22 protein-coding genes are annotated in these 14,708 nt (G+C 68.8%); 5 read left to right on the top strand and 17 right to left on the bottom strand.

Features of this window, described 5'->3' with window-relative positions; all coding sequences use genetic code 11:
- The first annotated feature begins 56 nt into the window (after positions 1–56).
- Entirely contained in the window at positions 57–902 is an 846-nt protein-coding gene (locus C4F17_RS21465; RefSeq protein WP_081266144.1) for a DMT family transporter, read from the top strand.
- Between the two features lie 71 nt (positions 903–973).
- Positions 974–1,291: a hypothetical protein gene (locus C4F17_RS21460; protein ID WP_081266143.1), complete on the top strand. Its 318-nt coding sequence runs from the start codon at positions 974–976 to the stop codon at positions 1,289–1,291.
- A 31-nt stretch (positions 1,292–1,322) separates the two neighbouring features.
- Here the strand turns inward: C4F17_RS21460 and C4F17_RS21455 are convergent, their stop codons facing one another.
- The 12 genes from C4F17_RS21455 to C4F17_RS21400 all read right to left on the bottom strand — a co-directional run bounded on the left by C4F17_RS21455 (position 1,323) and on the right by C4F17_RS21400 (position 10,566).
- Entirely contained in the window at positions 1,323–2,366 is a 1,044-nt protein-coding gene (locus tag C4F17_RS21455) for an NADP-dependent oxidoreductase (RefSeq protein ID WP_081266142.1), read from the bottom strand.
- Between the two features lie 121 nt (positions 2,367–2,487).
- Positions 2,488–3,867 carry a HAMP domain-containing sensor histidine kinase gene (locus C4F17_RS21450; RefSeq protein WP_106936589.1) on the bottom strand — a complete coding sequence of 460 codons (1,380 nt, stop codon included), beginning with the start codon at positions 3,865–3,867 and terminating at the stop codon, positions 2,488–2,490.
- Positions 3,868–3,893: 26 nt separating this feature from the next.
- On the bottom strand, positions 3,894–4,586 hold the full coding sequence (locus tag C4F17_RS21445; RefSeq protein WP_172839771.1) for a response regulator transcription factor: 693 nt from the start codon (positions 4,584–4,586) through the stop codon (positions 3,894–3,896).
- A gap of 50 nt (positions 4,587–4,636) precedes the next feature.
- The gene (locus tag C4F17_RS21440) at positions 4,637–5,020 is read right to left on the bottom strand and encodes a hypothetical protein (RefSeq protein ID WP_234382266.1); all 384 of its coding nucleotides are present in this window, start codon (positions 5,018–5,020) and stop codon (positions 4,637–4,639) included.
- Entirely contained in the window at positions 5,017–5,514 is a 498-nt protein-coding gene (locus C4F17_RS21435; RefSeq protein ID WP_106936588.1) for a DUF4260 domain-containing protein, read from the bottom strand. Before C4F17_RS21435 ends, C4F17_RS21440 begins: the two co-directional genes overlap by 4 nt.
- A 2-nt stretch (positions 5,515–5,516) precedes the next feature.
- Positions 5,517–5,972, bottom strand: coding sequence for a Spy/CpxP family protein refolding chaperone (locus C4F17_RS21430; RefSeq protein WP_106936587.1), 456 nt, complete (start codon positions 5,970–5,972; stop codon positions 5,517–5,519).
- Positions 5,973–6,104: 132 nt separating this feature from the next.
- On the bottom strand, positions 6,105–6,482 hold the full coding sequence (locus C4F17_RS21425) for a DUF4148 domain-containing protein (RefSeq protein WP_081266137.1): 378 nt from the start codon (positions 6,480–6,482) through the stop codon (positions 6,105–6,107).
- Positions 6,483–6,589: 107 nt separating this feature from the next.
- Positions 6,590–7,321, bottom strand: a complete 732-nt coding sequence (locus C4F17_RS21420; RefSeq protein WP_106936586.1) for a YoaK family protein — start codon at positions 7,319–7,321, stop codon at positions 6,590–6,592.
- Positions 7,322–7,370: 49 nt separating this feature from the next.
- Complete coding sequence (ptsP, locus tag C4F17_RS21415) at positions 7,371–9,182, bottom strand: phosphoenolpyruvate--protein phosphotransferase (protein WP_081266135.1); 1,812 nt, start codon at positions 9,180–9,182, stop codon at positions 7,371–7,373.
- Positions 9,183–9,192: 10 nt separating this feature from the next.
- On the bottom strand, positions 9,193–9,462 hold the full coding sequence (locus C4F17_RS21410) for an HPr family phosphocarrier protein (RefSeq protein WP_081266134.1): 270 nt from the start codon (positions 9,460–9,462) through the stop codon (positions 9,193–9,195).
- A complete protein-coding gene (locus tag C4F17_RS21405) occupies positions 9,431–9,886 on the bottom strand; it encodes a PTS sugar transporter subunit IIA (RefSeq protein ID WP_106936585.1) in 456 nt (151 codons plus the stop codon). The genes C4F17_RS21410 and C4F17_RS21405 overlap by 32 nt, the downstream gene beginning before the upstream one ends.
- Positions 9,887–10,029: 143 nt before the next feature.
- Positions 10,030–10,566 carry a hypothetical protein gene (locus tag C4F17_RS21400; RefSeq protein WP_106936584.1) on the bottom strand — a complete coding sequence of 179 codons (537 nt, stop codon included), beginning with the start codon at positions 10,564–10,566 and terminating at the stop codon, positions 10,030–10,032.
- Between the two features lie 98 nt (positions 10,567–10,664).
- Between C4F17_RS21400 and C4F17_RS21395 the strand changes: the two genes are divergently transcribed.
- Positions 10,665–11,162 carry a TlpA family protein disulfide reductase gene (locus tag C4F17_RS21395; RefSeq protein WP_106936583.1) on the top strand — a complete coding sequence of 166 codons (498 nt, stop codon included), beginning with the start codon at positions 10,665–10,667 and terminating at the stop codon, positions 11,160–11,162.
- 50 nt (positions 11,163–11,212) lie between these two features.
- Here the strand turns inward: C4F17_RS21395 and C4F17_RS21390 are convergent, their stop codons facing one another.
- Positions 11,213–11,659 carry a c-type cytochrome gene (locus C4F17_RS21390; protein WP_106936582.1) on the bottom strand — a complete coding sequence of 149 codons (447 nt, stop codon included), beginning with the start codon at positions 11,657–11,659 and terminating at the stop codon, positions 11,213–11,215.
- Positions 11,660–11,813: 154 nt separating this feature from the next.
- Here C4F17_RS21390 and C4F17_RS21385 point away from each other — a divergent pair, with 154 nt between their 5' ends.
- Positions 11,814–12,527, top strand: a complete 714-nt coding sequence (locus C4F17_RS21385; protein ID WP_106936581.1) for a cytochrome b/b6 domain-containing protein — start codon at positions 11,814–11,816, stop codon at positions 12,525–12,527.
- Positions 12,524–13,111: a GNAT family N-acetyltransferase gene (locus C4F17_RS21380; RefSeq protein ID WP_106936580.1), complete on the top strand. Its 588-nt coding sequence runs from the start codon at positions 12,524–12,526 to the stop codon at positions 13,109–13,111. The genes C4F17_RS21385 and C4F17_RS21380 overlap by 4 nt, the downstream gene beginning before the upstream one ends.
- A 5-nt stretch (positions 13,112–13,116) precedes the next feature.
- On the opposite strand, the gene C4F17_RS21375 is transcribed toward C4F17_RS21380, so the two are convergent.
- The 4 genes from C4F17_RS21375 to rplP all read right to left on the bottom strand — a co-directional run bounded on the left by C4F17_RS21375 (position 13,117) and on the right by rplP (position 14,666).
- Positions 13,117–13,623 (bottom strand): peroxiredoxin, encoded by a 507-nt coding sequence (locus tag C4F17_RS21375; protein ID WP_106936579.1) that lies wholly within the window; start codon positions 13,621–13,623, stop codon positions 13,117–13,119.
- A gap of 82 nt (positions 13,624–13,705) precedes the next feature.
- The gene (rpsQ, locus tag C4F17_RS21370) at positions 13,706–13,975 is read right to left on the bottom strand and encodes a 30S ribosomal protein S17 (protein ID WP_015867662.1); all 270 of its coding nucleotides are present in this window, start codon (positions 13,973–13,975) and stop codon (positions 13,706–13,708) included.
- A 9-nt stretch (positions 13,976–13,984) separates the two neighbouring features.
- Positions 13,985–14,194, bottom strand: coding sequence for a 50S ribosomal protein L29 (gene rpmC, locus C4F17_RS21365; RefSeq protein WP_026284221.1), 210 nt, complete (start codon positions 14,192–14,194; stop codon positions 13,985–13,987).
- 55 nt (positions 14,195–14,249) lie between these two features.
- Complete coding sequence (rplP, locus tag C4F17_RS21360; protein WP_007838137.1) at positions 14,250–14,666, bottom strand: 50S ribosomal protein L16; 417 nt, start codon at positions 14,664–14,666, stop codon at positions 14,250–14,252.
- Between the last annotated feature and the right edge of the window lie 42 nt (positions 14,667–14,708).

Below are 14,708 nucleotides of genomic sequence, written 5' to 3'. Positions count from 1 at the left end.
TTGCGCGACGACAGTCCGTCATTGCGCGACGCTCGCATCGCGTAGCCTCGCCGGCCATGCCGTCCACATTCTTTGCCCTGCTCGCCATTGCGCTCTGGGCGACGCTCGCCTCGCTGGGCACCTCGCTGTCGCACCTGCCCCCGTTCCTCACGACCGGTATCGCGCTGATCGTCGGCAGCGTGCCGAGCTGGCCGCTGGTGCTGCGCGACCGCAGCGCATGGAAGGTGCCGCCGCGCACGCTGGCGCTGGGCATCTACGGCCTGTTCGGCTATCACTTCCTGCTGTTCATGGCGCTGCGGATCGCGCCGCCGGTGGAAGCCAACCTCGTCAACTACCTGTGGCCGCTGCTCATGGTGGTGCTCGCGCCGGTGCTGCTGACCGGCATGTCGCTGCGGCCGGTGCACGTGGTGGCGGCGCTGCTGGGGTTCGCGGGCGCGGCGGCGGCGATCCTCGGGGCGCGGGGGGCCGTGGCCTCCGGGCCGGCAACCACGTACTGGGGCTTCCTGCCCGCGCTGGCCTCGGCCGTGATCTGGGCCAGCTACTCGCTGTGGACGAAGCGCGTGCCAGCCTTCCCCACTTCCGCCATCGGCCTGTTCGGGCTGGTCTCGGGCCTGCTGGCGCTGGCCTGCCATGCCCTGCTGGAAACACCGGCCGTGTTGTCGGGCCGCGACTGGCTGCTGCTGGTGCTGTGCGGCCTCGGCCCGCTGGGCGCGGCCTTCTTCCTGTGGGACATGGCGCTCAAGCGCGGCGACGCGCGGCAGATCGGCATCCTGAGCTACATCACGCCGCTGGCCTCGACCGCGCTGCTGCTCGCCGTGACCGGCCGGCCGCTGACCTGGAGCATCGCGCTCGCGGCGATCCTGATCATCTCGGCCGCGCTGATGGGCACCCGCGCGCGCTGAATGCGCCTGCGTCCGACGGCGCGCCGCGCGTTTTCTGGCAGAGTGGCGGCTCAGGAACAAAGGAGCCACGCATGAACGAAAAGAACGGTGATTTCGAGATCACGCCCAAGCTCGTGTTCGACATGAACCTTGCGCTGTACCTCGACCTGGTCGCCGCACTGGAAACCGCGGGCGCCGTCACCTACCGCCAGATGGCGGCCCGCGTTCTGAACATCAGCATGGATGCCCGCGACGACGGCGAAGCCGGCCTGTCGACGGTGCTCGAAGGCATCGCCAAGGGCTTCGCAGGCCGGGGCGACGGCCTGTCGATCGAGCTGCTGAAGGCCGCGCGCGGCCTGCGGGACGACGAGGCGATGGGCGACATTCCCATGCGCCCCGAAAACGACTGAAGCGTCCCCCGCCCGTCGATCAGTCAGTCGATCAGGCTTCGGCGACCTGCAGCACCAGCTTGCCGAAGTTCTCGCCCGCAAAGAGCTTGTTGAGCGACTCGGGGAAGGTGTCCAGTCCCTTGACGACGTCTTCCTTGCTTTTCATGCGGCCGTCCTTCAGGTAGCCGGCCATCTCGGCGATGGCGATGTGATACCGGTCGGCGTAGTCGAACACCACGATGCCCTCCATGCGCGCGCGGTTCACCAGCAGGCTCAGGTAGTTCTTCGGCCCGGCCGAGGGCATGCTGTTGGCGTTGTTGTACTGGCTGATGGCGCCGCAGATGATGATGCGGGCCTTGCGCGCGAGCCGCGCCAGCACCATGTCGAGGATCTCGCCGCCGACGTTGTCGAAGTAGACGTCCACGCCCTTCGGGCAATGCGCCTTGAGGCCTTCGCGCACAGCGCCCGCGCCGGCCTTGTAGTCGATGCAGGCGTCGAAGCCCAGCTCCTTGACCACCCAGTCGCACTTGGCGGCGCCGCCGGCGATGCCGACCACGCGGCAGCCCTTGATCTTGGCCAGCTGGCCCACGGTCTGGCCCACGGCGCCCGCCGCGCCGGAGACCACCACCGTCTCGCCCGGCTTCGGCTGGCCCACGTCCATCAGCCCGAAGTAGCCGGTCATGCCGGGCATGCCCAGCACGTTGAGCCACTGGGTGATGCTGCCGACGCTCAGGTCGATCTTCACCAGGCCGTTGCGCTTGAGGTCGTCCTGCGCGATGAGGATGTATTCCTGCACGCCGAGCGTGCCGTACACCGTGTCGCCGACGGCGAACTTCGGGTTCTTCGAGGCCACCACGCGGCCGACGCCGCCGGCGCGCATCACCTCGTCGATGGCCACGGGCGGTATGTAGCTCTTGGCGTCGTTGAGCCAGCCGCGCATGGCCGGGTCGAGCGACAGCGACAGCGTCTTGACCAGCACGCCGCCCTCGGCCGGCTCGCCGACGGGCTCGGTGGTGAACTTCCAGTTCTCGCGGGTGGCGGCGCCTTCGGGGCGCTTGGCAAGGCGGACCTGGTGGTTGGTGAGAGGGCTGCTCATGGTGTCTCCTTGAATGACGGGCCGGGCGCCGGCGTGGGCGCGCAGGCGCATCGTAGCCGCGCACCCCGCGCCCTCCGTAGCCCCGCCTGTAGCGCAGGCGACAGCCGGGCGCGGCCGCGCGCTACACCAGCCGCACGATGATCTGCAGCCCCGGCGAGGCGTTGCGCACCATGAGTTCGCCGCCGTGCGCCTCGGCGATCAGCCGGCACAGGTACATGCCCAGGCCGACGCCGCCGGTGGCCCGCGCCCGCGCGCCGTCGGTGCGGTAGAAGGGCTCGGTGAGCCGCTCCAGCTGTGCATCGTCGACGCCGGGGCCGTGGTCGCGCACCTCGATCTCGACGCCCTGCTGCTTGCCGTCGAGCACCGCGCGCAGCGACACGCAGGGCGGGCGCGGCGCGTCGTTGCTGTAGCGCAGCGCGTTGTCCAGCAGGTTGCGCACCAGCAGGCGGATGCGCATGCGGTCGACGGCATGCGGCGGCAGGCCGTCGGCCAGGTCCAGGTGCACCTGCTGCGCGCCGGGCATCTCGGCCACGGTCTCGCGGATCAGCACGGCCAGGTCGACCGGCTCGCGCTGCAGTGCCACGTGCGGGCTCGCCAGCCGTTCGCTTTCGAGCAGGTCGCTGATGAGGTCGCGCATCTCGTTCAGGTCGCGCAGCAGCGCCTCGCGCTCGGCCTGGCCTTCGGGCGTGGCCGGCAGCAGCTCGGCGTTGAGGCGGGCGCGGGTGAGCGGCGAGCGCAGCTCGTGGCTCAGCGCGAGCAGCAGGCCGCGCTTGGCGTCGAGCATGGCCTGGATGTCGTCGGCCATGGTGTTGACGCGCTGCGCGAGATCGCCGAGGTCGTCGTTGCGGCGGACCGGAATGGGCTGCGAGAACTCGCCGCGCCCGAAGCGCTGCGCACCTTCTCGGATGTCGATCAGCGGCCGCAGCAGCCGGCTCACGTAGGCATAGGCCAGCAGCACGCACGACAGCAGCACGCCGAGCGTGGCCCAGCCGATGACGCGCGGCGCCAGCTCCCAGAGCTTGGGCGACCAGCCGAAGATCACGCGGTGCCCATCGGCGGTGGAGCGGATGAACCACTTGTCGCCGCCGGGCCTGTCGTCGCGGTCGTGCATCCAGCCGCCGGGGCTGTTCGCGCCGCCGGGGTTGGAGTCCCAGTTGACCGTGGGGCCGACGATGCGGATGGTGATGGGAAGGCGCGCCACCAGCGCCTGCGCGCGCGCCAGGTCCGGCGGCGTGCCGATGTCGGCGACCAGGCGGTCGGTGTAGTCGGTCAGCATCGGCCTGGCGGCCTCGGCCCAGCCGGTGGAAAAAGCCCGCTTCATGCCGCCCATGAAGACCACCGCCATCACCATGGCCAGCAGCACGAACATCAGTACCAGCCGCACGCGCAGCGAACGGCGCCAGCGGCGCTTGCCCTGCACCTTCTCGTTCCAGCGCGCATGCCACTGCTTGTGCCACTCCTGGCGCCATTCTTCGTCGCGGCATTCCATGCGGCGCCGCATCTCGCGGGGGAACCTGCGGTTGAAGCTCATGCAGTCTCGCTGCGCGCCACGGCCAGCGCGTAGCCGGCATTGCGCAGCGTCTTGATGCAGTCCAGCGGCTCCAGCTTCTTGCGCAGGCGGCTCACCACGATGTCGACCGCGCGCGTGTAAAGCTCGGCCTCGTGGCCGCGCAGGCGGTTGAGGATGTCGTCGCGGCTGAAGACCTTGCCCGGTTCGCCGGCCAGCAGCGCAAGCAGCTCGAACTCGGTGCCGGTGAGCTCCACGCGCTCGCCGTGGCGCAGCACCTGTCGGCGGTCGAGGTCGATCGACAGGCCGTCGAACACGCGCTGCTGCGTGCTGCTTGCAGCCGGCGGCGCGCTGCGCTGGCGGCGCAGGATGGTCTGCACGCGCGCCACCAGCTCGCGCGGCTCGAAGGGCTTGGGCACGTAGTCGTCGGCGCCCAGTTCGAGGCCGACCACGCGGTCCATCACTTCGCCGCGCGCGGTGAGCATCACGATGGGGATGTCGCTTTCCTTGCGGATCTCGCGGCACAGCTCGAAGCCGTCCATCTCGGGCAGCATGACGTCGAGGATGGCGGCGTCGTATTGGCCGGCGCGCAGCTTGGCGAGGCCTTCGCTCGGGCGCACGGCGCTTTCGAGCGTGCAGCCGAAGCGTGCGAAGTAGGTGGTCAGCGGCGCGGCGAGGTGTTCGTCGTCGTCGATCAGCAGGATGCGCGGCATGGCGGGATTGTGCCTCCTGGCAAGCATGTGGCGGATGACTTCGCTCACCATCAGACCCGCCGGCATCGCACCGCCCAGGTCAGGCCCGCCACCAGAATTGCGAGCAGCAGCGCGTGGTAGACCACGTCGCCCGTGGAGCCGGGGCCGATGCCGGCCACGATGGTGCCCAGCCCGACCAGCGTGCCCAGCAGCGCGAAGCCCTGGCCGAAGATGGCGGCGCGCCGCGCATGCGCGGGACGCAGCCAGGTCTCGACCGAAGCCAGCACCAGCACCGTCGCGATCACCGCCTCGGCGATGCGCGCCTGTGCATGCGCATGGCCCGGCACGAGGTAGCCGGCATGCACCGTCGACGCGACACCGAGCGTGAACGCCTCGGCCAGCATCCATGCGCGCGCGGTGCGCGGGCGCATCACGGGGGCGGCGATCGCGCTCACCACGGATCGGCCCGGCCGATGCGGCCGAGATGCGTGAGACCGAAACCGGCGGCGTACTTGAGCCCGTAGCCGAGCGCGCGGTCGAAGCCGATGTGGGCGAACCAGATCAACCCGCCGGCCACCGCCCACGGCGTAGCCGCGAGCACGCCGAGCGCGAGCAAAAGTGAGGGGCCGACGTACGAGTGCGTCGCGTTGTACAGCGCCGCGCCCGCGCGCGGCCCGGCAAGGTAGCCGAGCATCGCGAGGTCGGGCGCCAGCAGCCAGAGCGCGAACACGCCCCAGCCCAGCCCGTACTGCGCGTACGCGGCAAGCGCCACGCCAAGCACCACCGCGCCCTCGAGGCGCAGCAGCGCACGCACGCCACCCGCGGCCGCGGCGCCAGAGGCCTGTTCGCGGGATACCGCGGAACCGGCTTCGCCGGGCCGCAGGTATCGCCCCCGGAGAGGGGGAAGGCGAAGCGACACGAAGTGCGCGAAGACTGGGAGCGAGCCCATGCTCAGTTCCAGCGGCGGCCGCCGCGCTCCATGAAGTCGCGCACCTTCTGCTGCTGCGCGGCGTTCAGGTTGTCGTAGAAGTCGGCGGCGGCCGCGATGATCTCGGGGCTGCCGGCGCGCACCGCCGCGGTCTTCTCGTCGACGAGTCGTGCGGCACCGGCCTGGTCGAGCTTGTTGCCCGCGAACAGCGCCTTGAACTGCGAACGCGGGTCGCCCGAGCCGCCTGCGCCGCGCATGGCTTCACGCTGCGCCTGCATCTTCTCTGCCAGCACGGTGAGCTTCTGTTTCTGGTTGGCGTCGAGCTCGAGCTTGCTGCCCACGCGTTCGACCATCTTGGCGCGGAATTCGGCGCTGTTGCCGCTCCAGCCGTGGCGGTGGCCGGCACAGCCGGCGATGCTGCCGGCCACCACCGCGAGGCCGGCAAAACCGAAGAGACTACGTTTGATCCAGTGCTTCATGATTGTTCCTTGCTCGCCCCCAGGCTTGCCCACTTCGTGTGGCCGCCAACCCCCTACCGGGGGCGACACCCGTGGCCCGGCAAAGCCGGTTCCACGGTGTCCCTGAAAAAGGGGCATCGTTGATTGGAGGGATTACAGGCGGCTGCTCTTGGCGTTGGCCGCCGAGGCGCGCGCGTCCACGGGGTTCTGCATGGTCGAGATGACCTGGCTGTTCACGCGCGAGCCCGAGGACACGTTCTGGTCGGGCGCCGCCGCGGTGCGCATGGCTTCGGCGACGACGCGGGCGCGCTCGGTCGACACGGCCACGGTCTCCGGACCGCGCGAGCCGCGCACCACGTTCTGGTCGGGGGCGGACGCGGTGCGCACGGCTTCGGCGCTGACTTCGGCGCGGCTCTTGGCCGACACGGCGGGCAGCACGCCCTCGTAGCTTTCAGCCTTGGCACCGGCCGCCGCGAGCATGGCGAACGAACCGACGGCGATGATCTGGGTCAGGGAGAGAGATTGCTTCATTTGGCAGGCCTTTCTTTCAGGGGTTGGAAGAGAAGGCCTGATCGTGCTTGCGGGGCCGCCGCAAGTCCTTTCGCCGCAGTTTCGGCGTGTTTCGTTTTATTGCGGCGCTAGTGCTTTCGCAGCAGCCGCAGTAGCACCGCGAGCGCGATGCAGGGCGCGAGCAGCGCCCAGAAGCCCGTATGCGCGTAGCCCAATCCGCCCGCCAGTGAGCCGGTGGCGAACGCGGCCACCGGCGGCCACGCCTTGTGCAAGCGGGCACCGGCCGCCGCCATGCCGGGCGCGCGCGTCGCGATGTCGACCAGGTCCATCACCAGTTGCGTGACGTTGCCTGTCATCACGGTGCTGGGCGTCAGGCGCGAGAACACGCTGCGCGCGGCGGTGTTCTGCACCGACATCGCCAGCACGCCCATCAGCCCGACGCCGATGGCGTGCATGCCGCCGCCGTGCGCGAAGGGCCCGGCCCCCACGCCGGCGAGCATGAAGGCCACGAGGCCCGCGAGCTGGATGGCGACCAGCGGCGCGGCGGTGTCGCGCCCTTGCCGTTCGCGCTGCAGCTGGAACAGGCGCGTGGCCGCGACGCCGATGACGAAGGTCGGCAGCGCCAGCAGTTTGCCGACCACATCCGCATGGCCGTCGCCCGCCATCGCCGCGCCGATGAGCACGAAGTTGCCGGTGACGTGCGCGGTGAAGAGGCCGAACAGCGCGACGAAGCCGAGCGTGTCGACGAAGCCGCCGGTGAAGGCGAGCAGCATGCCGTGGCCGGGAGGATCGACAGGCGCCGCGTCGGCGGCGTGGGCGGCGTGCGCGGCGGGCGTGGACGAAGGCGAAGGCGAAGTCATGCGAGCGATGTCCCTTGGCAATGCGCGGTGCCGCGCGCCACGAAAAGACTCAGCCCGCGAGCGCGGCGGCCGGGTCGTCGGATTCGAGCACGCCCCTGGCCCACGCCTCGAGCTTGCCGGTGTCGGCGCGCAGCACTTCCTGCTTGACCGCGAGGATGCGCGAGGGGTGCATCGAGAAGCTGCGCAGGCCCAGCCCGAGCAGCAGCCGCGTGAACGCCACGTCGCCTGCCATCTCGCCGCACACCGACACGCCCTTGCCCTGCCGGCGGCACTCGGCGATGGTGTCGGCCACGAGCTTGAGCACGGCCGGGTGCGCCGGGTCGTAGAGGTGCGCCACCGACTCGTCGGCACGGTCGATGGCCAGCGTGTACTGGATCAGGTCGTTGGTGCCGATCGACAGGAAGTCGAAGTGCTTCAGGAAGATGCGCAGCGTGAGCGCCGCGGCCGGTATCTCGATCATGGCGCCGAGCTTGACCGGGCCGTACACCGCGCCGCGGTTGTCGAGCTCGGCCCGCGCGAAGTCGATCAGCGACATGGTCTGGCGGATCTCGCTGGCATGCGCGAGCATGGGAATCAGCAGGTGGATCTCGCCGTGCGCGGCGGCCCGCAGGATGGCGCGCAGCTGCGTGAGGAACATCGCCGGGTCGGCCAGGCTCCAGCGTATGGCGCGCAGGCCGAGCGCGGGGTTCAGGTGCTCCTGCTTGTTGGCCGACTTGCTGTCCAGCGGCTTGTCGGCGCCCACGTCGATGGTGCGGATGGTGACCGGCATGCCCTGCATGCCCTCGACCGCGCGCTTGTAGGCCTGGTATTGCTCTTCCTCGTCGGGCAGGCGCGTCTGGCGGGCCGAAGATTCGCGGCCCATGAAGAGGAATTCGCTGCGGAACAGCCCGACGCCCACCGCGCCGGCCTTGACGGCGCCCACGGTGTCCTCGGGCATCTCGATGTTGGCCAGCAGCTCGACGCGCTGGCCGTCGAGCGTGACGGCCGGCTTGTGGCGCAGCCGCGCGAGGCGCCCGCGCTCCAGGTCGCCCTGGCGCTGCTTGAAGCCGTACTCGGCCAGGATGATCGGCGAGGGGTCGACGATGACCACGCCGGCATCGCCGTCGATGATGACCCAGTCGTCCTGGCGCACCAGCTGGCTCGCGGTGCGCGCGCCCACCACGGCCGGGATGTCCATGCTGCGCGCGACGATGGCGGTGTGCGAGGTGCGCCCGCCCACGTCGGTCACGAAGCCGGCGAACACGCTCTTCTTGAACTGCAGCATGTCGGCCGGCGACAGGTCGTGCGCGATCAGCACCAGCGGCACGTCGATGCCGTCGCCCGCGGTGGGGTCGTCGTGCTCGTCGTTGTCGTCGACCGGCGCGGCGGCGCGCTTGCGGCGCGGCGGGCTCGGCGCGAGCACGGCGGCCGTGCCCTTCATGCGGTGCAGCAGGCGCTCGACCACCTGCTCGAGGTCGGCCTTGCGTTCGCGCAGGTAGGCGTCTTCCATCTCGTCGAACTGGCGCGCGATGATTTCCAGCTGCGTGGTCAGCGCCCATTCGGCGTTGTAGAGCCGCTCGCTGATCCAGTGCTTGACGCCGCCGCTCAGGGCCTCGTCCTGCAGTAGCATCTGGTGCACCTCGAGCAGCGCCGCCAGCTCGTGCGGCGCGTCGTTGGGGCCCATCTGGGCCACGTTGGCCTGCAGCTTGGTGAGCTCGTCGGCCACCGCGTTGCGCGCGGTGCGCACGCGGTCGATCTCGGTCTCGATCTCTTCGGGTTTGATGAAGTAGTGGGCCACGTCGATGCGGCTCGACACCACCAGCACAGCGCGCCCGATGGCAATGCCACGGGCGACAGGGAGGCCGTGGACTGCGAAGGTCATGGGAGAGTCCTTATTCTCCTTCGCCGAACTTGTCGTCCATCAAGTGGACGATGGCGTTCATCGCTTCTTCTTCCTGCGGGCCGTTGGTTTCGAGCTCCACGGTGGAGCCGAGCCCGGCGGCCAGCATCATGACGCCCATGATGCTCTTGGCATTGATGCGGCGGTCGCCGCGCGAGAGCCAGACCTCGCAGGGAAAGCTGCCTGCGAGCTTGGTCAACTTGGCCGATGCGCGTGCGTGCAGGCCCAGCTTATTGCTGATGGTCACGGATTTCTTGATCACTGTGCTTTCTCTTCGCCTGGTTCTGGGGAGCGGCCGCCGCCACCTGCATGACACCCGCGGTGCCGCCGGCCAGGGCCCGTTGCACCAGAGTCTCGAGCGGTTCGTGCCGGTAGGTGACGGCGCGCAGCAGCATCGGGAGATTGACCCCCGCCACCAGCCGCGACCGGACGCCGTCCACCAGCTTCTGCGCCACGTTGCAGGGCGTGGCGCCGAACACGTCGGCCAGCACCAGCACCTGCGCGCGGGGCGCGTGCAGCTGCTGCGCGAGCGTGATGCGCGCGGCGGCCAGCGTTTCTTCGGGCGACACGTTGGGAAACACGTCGAGCGCGACGATGGCCTGCTCGCAATCGGGAAACACATGCAGCGCGCACTGCCGCAGCGCATGTGCGAACGGTGAGTGGGCGATGATGAGGATGCTGTTCATGCGGGACGGAGGACGACGCGCCGATTATGCGGGGGCGCCCAGTGGATGTAGATATATGACACAACGCGGCAGCGCGGCAAACCGGACAGTGCCGCCCCAGGGCGAGCGGCACGCGCGGCTATCAAAACAATAGCAGCCTCGCTTCACGGGAGGCGCAGGCCTTCGAAGAAGGTTTGCGAGGCATCGGCCGCGGAGGGCTTGCCGAGCACTGTGGCCTGGTAGAGCGCCACGGTGCCGTCTTTCTGCGATTGGGCGAACCACAGCACCTGCACAGGCGCGCCGGCCTGCGCCGGTCGGGCATCCAGCCGCAGCGGCGGCGGCACGGCGGTCGCGCGCTGCACGCTGGCGCTGGTTTCGGTCACCTGCATGCCGCCGAGCTGGGCGCGGGTGGCGGTGCGCCACGCATTGAGCCAGGCTTCGGCCTGGGCCGGCCCGCTGGCCGAAGCGTGCGCGATGGCGAAGGTCGCGCCGCCGGCTTCGCAGCCCGTCATGTCGACCTGCACCGATTCGGCACCGAGCGGCACGGCACGGTTCGCCTTGTCGGCCTTGCAGGGCAGCATCGCGACCAGCCCGGCGTCGCCGAGCGGCACGTCGCGCCAGTTGAAGGTGGGGCTGCAGGCGGCGAGCAGGGTCGCCGCGACCAACGCAAGCCAGGAAGATGGAAAGGGCGACGACGGCATGGGGGAGCGATTATCGAGCCGCCCGGGGCCGGCGGGGCTTCGCAAGCACGATCGGGCGGGCGGAACTAGAATCGCGCCGCCCTTCTCTCTACGCTGCCATGAAAAAATACATCGCCGCTGCCGCCGTCGTCATCGCATTGGCCACCGGCGTGGGCGTGTACCTCGGCTCCGGCGCCACCGCCGCCCCGGCCTCGACCTTCGTGCTGCTCGACGGCACGAAAAAGAGCACGGCCGACCTGAAGGGCAAGGTCACGCTGGTCAACTTCTGGGCCACGAGCTGCGTGACCTGCGTCGGCGAGATGCCCAAGGTCATCGCCACCTACGACAAATACAAGGCCCGGGGCTACGACACGCTGGCAGTGGCCATGAGCTACGACCCGCCGAGCTACGTCGTCAATTTCGCCGAAACGCGCAAGCTGCCGTTCAAGGTGGCGATCGACAACACCGGCAGCGTGGCGCAGGCCTGGGGCGACGTGAAGCTCACGCCGACCACCTACCTGGTCAACAAGCGCGGCGAGATCGTGAAGCGCTATGTGGGCGAGCCCGATTTCGCCGAGCTGCACAAGCTGATCGAGAAACTCCTGGCCGAAGCCTGATCCTTCGGCCGGCAACAAGAAAAAGGCGCTCCGAGGAGCGCCTTTTGTTTTTACTGGTTGCGGAAGCTGTCGTGGCACGCCTTGCAGCTCGCGGCGGTCGGGCCGAACTGGGTCTTCAGCGCGTCGATGTTGCCGGCCTTGGCTGCGACCAGCAGCTTGCCGGTCTCTTCGACCAGCTTCTGCTGACGTTCCTTGAACTTGGCGTCTTCCTTCCACACGTCGGGCCTGGCCTTGCCGCCCTCGGTGCCGGGGCCGAAGGCCGCCCAGGGCAGCTTCGCCATGTCGGCGACTACTTCGGCGTTGGCGGCGGCCATGGCGGCGTCGTAGGGCGCACGGCCGTTGGCCATGGCGCCGAGACGGCTGAAATGCTGGCTCATCACGAACAGCCCGCTCTGGCGGTACTTGATGGCGTCCTCGGGCTTGGCGAACTGGGCCGCGGCGGGCAGGGACATCGCAGCGCAGGCGGCTGCAACGGCGAACGAAGCGAATCGGGTCATCGGGGCTCCTCGTTGGGAAACGCCGTCTGGCGCGGCGCGGCGCGAGTGTAGGTCGCGCCGGCGCCGGGCTCATAGCAACAACCCGAAGCGAATGAGGGTCCGGACTTTGCTAATCTGCGCCTTCCGCAGCATTGCGCCCTCCGCGCCTCCTTCGATGACCGACTCCTCCGTGGCCGCCCCTCGAACGGCCTTCGGCACCGGCACGGCCACCCGGGTCTGGGACCTGCCGACGCGCCTTTTCCACTGGGCGCTGGCGATTGCCGTGATCGGCCTGATCGGCACCGGCCTGAACGGCATCATGGAATGGCACTTCCGCCTGGGCTACGCGGTGCTCGCGCTGCTGCTGTTCCGGCTGGCCTGGGGCTTCGTCGGTGGGCGCTGGTCGCGCTTCGCGGCCTTCGTCTACGGGCCGGGCTCCGTGGTCGCCTACCTGCGCGGGAAGGCGCATCCGGACCATCTGATCGGACACAACCCGCTGGGCGCCCTGTCGGTTTTCGCCGTGCTGGCCATCCTCGCGCTCCAGGTGGCAACCGGCCTGACGGCAGACGACGAGATTTCGGCCTCCGGACCGCTCACGCGCTTTGTCTCGAGCGAGACGGTTAGCCTGGCCACGAGCTGGCACAAGGCCTGGGGCAAGTGGATCGTGATCGCGCTCGCGAGCCTGCACGTGATGGCCGTGCTGTTCCATGCAGTCGTCAAGCGGCACCGGCTGGTGCGGCCGATGGTGACGGGCGACAAGCTGATCGCCGCCGGCGCCGGCGGCAATGTCGCACCGAGCCGCGACGATGCGGCCTCGCGCGCGTTTGCCCTCGTGGTGTTCGCGCTCTGCGCGGGCGTGGCTTACTGGATTTCTTCGTTGCGCATATGAGCTTTTCCGTTTCACGCCCACTGCCGCTGGCGGCCATGCCCGCCGTCGTCCTGCTGACGCCCGAGGAGGCGCACGAGATCGATGCCGTACGCGCGATCTTCCGCGACTATGCGAACTCGCTCGGCATCGACCTCGACTTCCAGGATTTCGAAGGCGAACTGGCCGGCCTGCCGGGCGAATATGCCGAGCCGCGCGGCACGCTGCTGCTGGCGCTGGTCGATCCGGTCAACGTGAAGGAAGACGCCGGCCGCCAGGCGCCGACCCTGAAACGCGCCGACGGCACGCTGGCGCACGTGGCGGGATGCTGCGCGCTGCGTCCGCTGGACAGCGCGGACTACGCCAACGCGGCCGAGATGAAGCGCCTGTACGTGCGCCCTGGTTTCCGCGGACTGGGCCTGGGCCGGCAGCTGGCCGAGGCAATCCTCGATGCCGCGCGCAGCTCTGGCTACGGCTGCGTGCTGCTCGACACCCTCGACGACATGGAGTCGGCGCGGGCCCTCTACGAAGACCTGGGCTTCGCGGAGGTGCCGCCCTACTATCACAACCCCGTCGCCGGGGCCCACTACCTGAAGGTGGATCTCTAGCCGGATCAGCCGCGGGCTTGCGCCAGCAGCGTCTCGGCGTTGCTCACTTCGAACTTGCCGGGCGCTTCGACGTTCAGCGTCGCGACCTTGCCGTCCTTCACGAGCATCGAATAACGGTTGCTGCGCAGACCCATGCCGCGGCCGGTCAGGTCGAGCGTGAGGCCGGTGGCCTTGGCGAAATCGGCGCTGCCGTCGGCCAGCATGCGCACCTTGGCGCCGGTCTTCTGGTCGCGCGCCCAGGCGCCCATCACGAAAGCATCGTTCACGCTCACGCACCAGATCTCGTCCACGCCGGCAGCCTTGAAGTCGTCGAAGTGCTGCACGTAGCCCGGCACGTGCTTGGCCGAGCAGGTGGGCGTGAAGGCGCCCGGCAGCGCGAACAGCGCGATGGTCTTGCCAGCCGAAGCCTTGGCCACGTCCACGGCGTTCGGGCCGATGTTGCAGCCCTCGCCCTCGACTTCGGAATATTCCTGCAGGGTGGCCGCGGGAAGGGTGTCGCCGACTTTGATCATTCGATGTGCTCCAGAAAAAGAAAAACGGCCCACATTGTGGGCCGTTTCCGGATTGGTTGCCCCAGGGGGCACCAATGATTGATCAGACCAGGACGGCCTTCTCGACCAGACGGGTCACGACCCAGTTCTTGGTCTTCGAGATCGGACGGCTTTCCGTGATCTCGATGGTGTCGCCCAGCTTGTACTCGCCCTTTTCGTCATGGGCGTGGTACTTGCTCGTCTTGGCCACGATCTTGCCGTAGAGCTCGTGCTTCACACGGCGCTCGACCAGCACGGTCACGGTCTTGGCACGCTTGTCGCTGACCACCTTGCCGATCAAGGTGCGCTTGAGGGATTTTTTAGCTTCCGTCATGTTCACTCCTTACTTGGCGGCTTGGGTTTCTTGCTGCTTCTGCGCAAGAATGGTCTTGGCGCGTGCGATGTCGCGACGCGTCACGCGCAGCGTCGAGGTGTTCGACAGCTGTTGCGTGGCCTTCTGCATGCGCAGGCCGAAATGGGCCTTCTGCAGATCCTTGATTTCGGCTTGCAGGCCTGCGACGTCCTTCGTGCGCAGGGTTGCGGCCTTCGTCACCTTGGCCGGAGCCGCGGTTTCTTTCTTCTTACGGGTTGCCATAAGTGTTCTCCTCTCAGGCGCCGAGCTGGCGAGCGACGAAAGTCGTACGCAGCGGAAGCTTGGCGGCGGCCAGGCGGAACGCTTCGCGGGCGAGTTCTTCGGGCACGCCGACGATCTCGAACACGATCTTGCCGGGCTGGATTTCAGCGACGTAGTACTCGGGGTTGCCCTTACCGTTACCCATCCGCACTTCTGCGGGCTTGGTCGAGATCGGCTTGTCCGGGAACACGCGGATCCAGATACGGCCACCGCGCTTCACGTGACGCGAAATCGCGCGACGAGCGGCTTCGATCTGGCGCGCCGTGAGGCGGCCGCGGTCGGTGCATTTGAGACCGAAGTCACCGAACGCAACCGAGTTACCCGTGGTTGCGATGCCGGTGTTGCGGCCCTTTTGTTCCTTGCGGAACTTTCTGCGTGCAGGTTGCAGCATGTTTTATTACTCCGTGAGGGCCCCAGGCACTTGCGTGCCCGG

It is taken from the genome of Variovorax sp. PMC12, from assembly GCF_003019815.1.
GTDB lineage: Bacteria > Pseudomonadota > Gammaproteobacteria > Burkholderiales > Burkholderiaceae_C > Variovorax.
Note: the sequence above shows the minus strand (reverse complement) of the source record. Positions and strands in the feature narration are given on the sequence as shown.

Bases quoted from the DNA above. Each gene is read 5' to 3' on its own strand.
- C4F17_RS21465 (WP_081266144.1), top strand. From the start codon at position 57: ATGCCGTCCACATTCTTTGCCCTGCTCGCCATTGCGCTCTGGGCGACG.
- C4F17_RS21460 (WP_081266143.1), top strand. From the start codon at position 974: ATGAACGAAAAGAACGGTGATTTCGAGATCACGCCCAAGCTCGTGTTC.
- C4F17_RS21455 (WP_081266142.1), bottom strand. From the start codon at position 2,366: ATGAGCAGCCCTCTCACCAACCACCAGGTCCGCCTTGCCAAGCGCCCC.
- C4F17_RS21450 (WP_106936589.1), bottom strand. From the start codon at position 3,867: ATGCGGCGCCGCATGGAATGCCGCGACGAAGAATGGCGCCAGGAGTGG.
- C4F17_RS21445 (WP_172839771.1), bottom strand. From the start codon at position 4,586: ATGCCGCGCATCCTGCTGATCGACGACGACGAACACCTCGCCGCGCCG.
- C4F17_RS21435 (WP_106936588.1), bottom strand. From the start codon at position 5,514: ATGGGCTCGCTCCCAGTCTTCGCGCACTTCGTGTCGCTTCGCCTTCCC.
- C4F17_RS21430 (WP_106936587.1), bottom strand. From the start codon at position 5,972: ATGAAGCACTGGATCAAACGTAGTCTCTTCGGTTTTGCCGGCCTCGCG.
- C4F17_RS21425 (WP_081266137.1), bottom strand. From the start codon at position 6,482: ATGAAGCAATCTCTCTCCCTGACCCAGATCATCGCCGTCGGTTCGTTC.
- C4F17_RS21420 (WP_106936586.1), bottom strand. From the start codon at position 7,321: ATGACTTCGCCTTCGCCTTCGTCCACGCCCGCCGCGCACGCCGCCCAC.
- ptsP (WP_081266135.1), bottom strand. From the start codon at position 9,182: ATGACCTTCGCAGTCCACGGCCTCCCTGTCGCCCGTGGCATTGCCATC.
- C4F17_RS21405 (WP_106936585.1), bottom strand. From the start codon at position 9,886: ATGAACAGCATCCTCATCATCGCCCACTCACCGTTCGCACATGCGCTG.
- C4F17_RS21400 (WP_106936584.1), bottom strand. From the start codon at position 10,566: ATGCCGTCGTCGCCCTTTCCATCTTCCTGGCTTGCGTTGGTCGCGGCG.
- C4F17_RS21395 (WP_106936583.1), top strand. From the start codon at position 10,665: ATGAAAAAATACATCGCCGCTGCCGCCGTCGTCATCGCATTGGCCACC.
- C4F17_RS21390 (WP_106936582.1), bottom strand. From the start codon at position 11,659: ATGACCCGATTCGCTTCGTTCGCCGTTGCAGCCGCCTGCGCTGCGATG.
- C4F17_RS21385 (WP_106936581.1), top strand. From the start codon at position 11,814: ATGACCGACTCCTCCGTGGCCGCCCCTCGAACGGCCTTCGGCACCGGC.
- C4F17_RS21380 (WP_106936580.1), top strand. From the start codon at position 12,524: ATGAGCTTTTCCGTTTCACGCCCACTGCCGCTGGCGGCCATGCCCGCC.
- C4F17_RS21375 (WP_106936579.1), bottom strand. From the start codon at position 13,623: ATGATCAAAGTCGGCGACACCCTTCCCGCGGCCACCCTGCAGGAATAT.
- rpsQ (WP_015867662.1), bottom strand. From the start codon at position 13,975: ATGACGGAAGCTAAAAAATCCCTCAAGCGCACCTTGATCGGCAAGGTG.
- rplP (WP_007838137.1), bottom strand. From the start codon at position 14,666: ATGCTGCAACCTGCACGCAGAAAGTTCCGCAAGGAACAAAAGGGCCGC.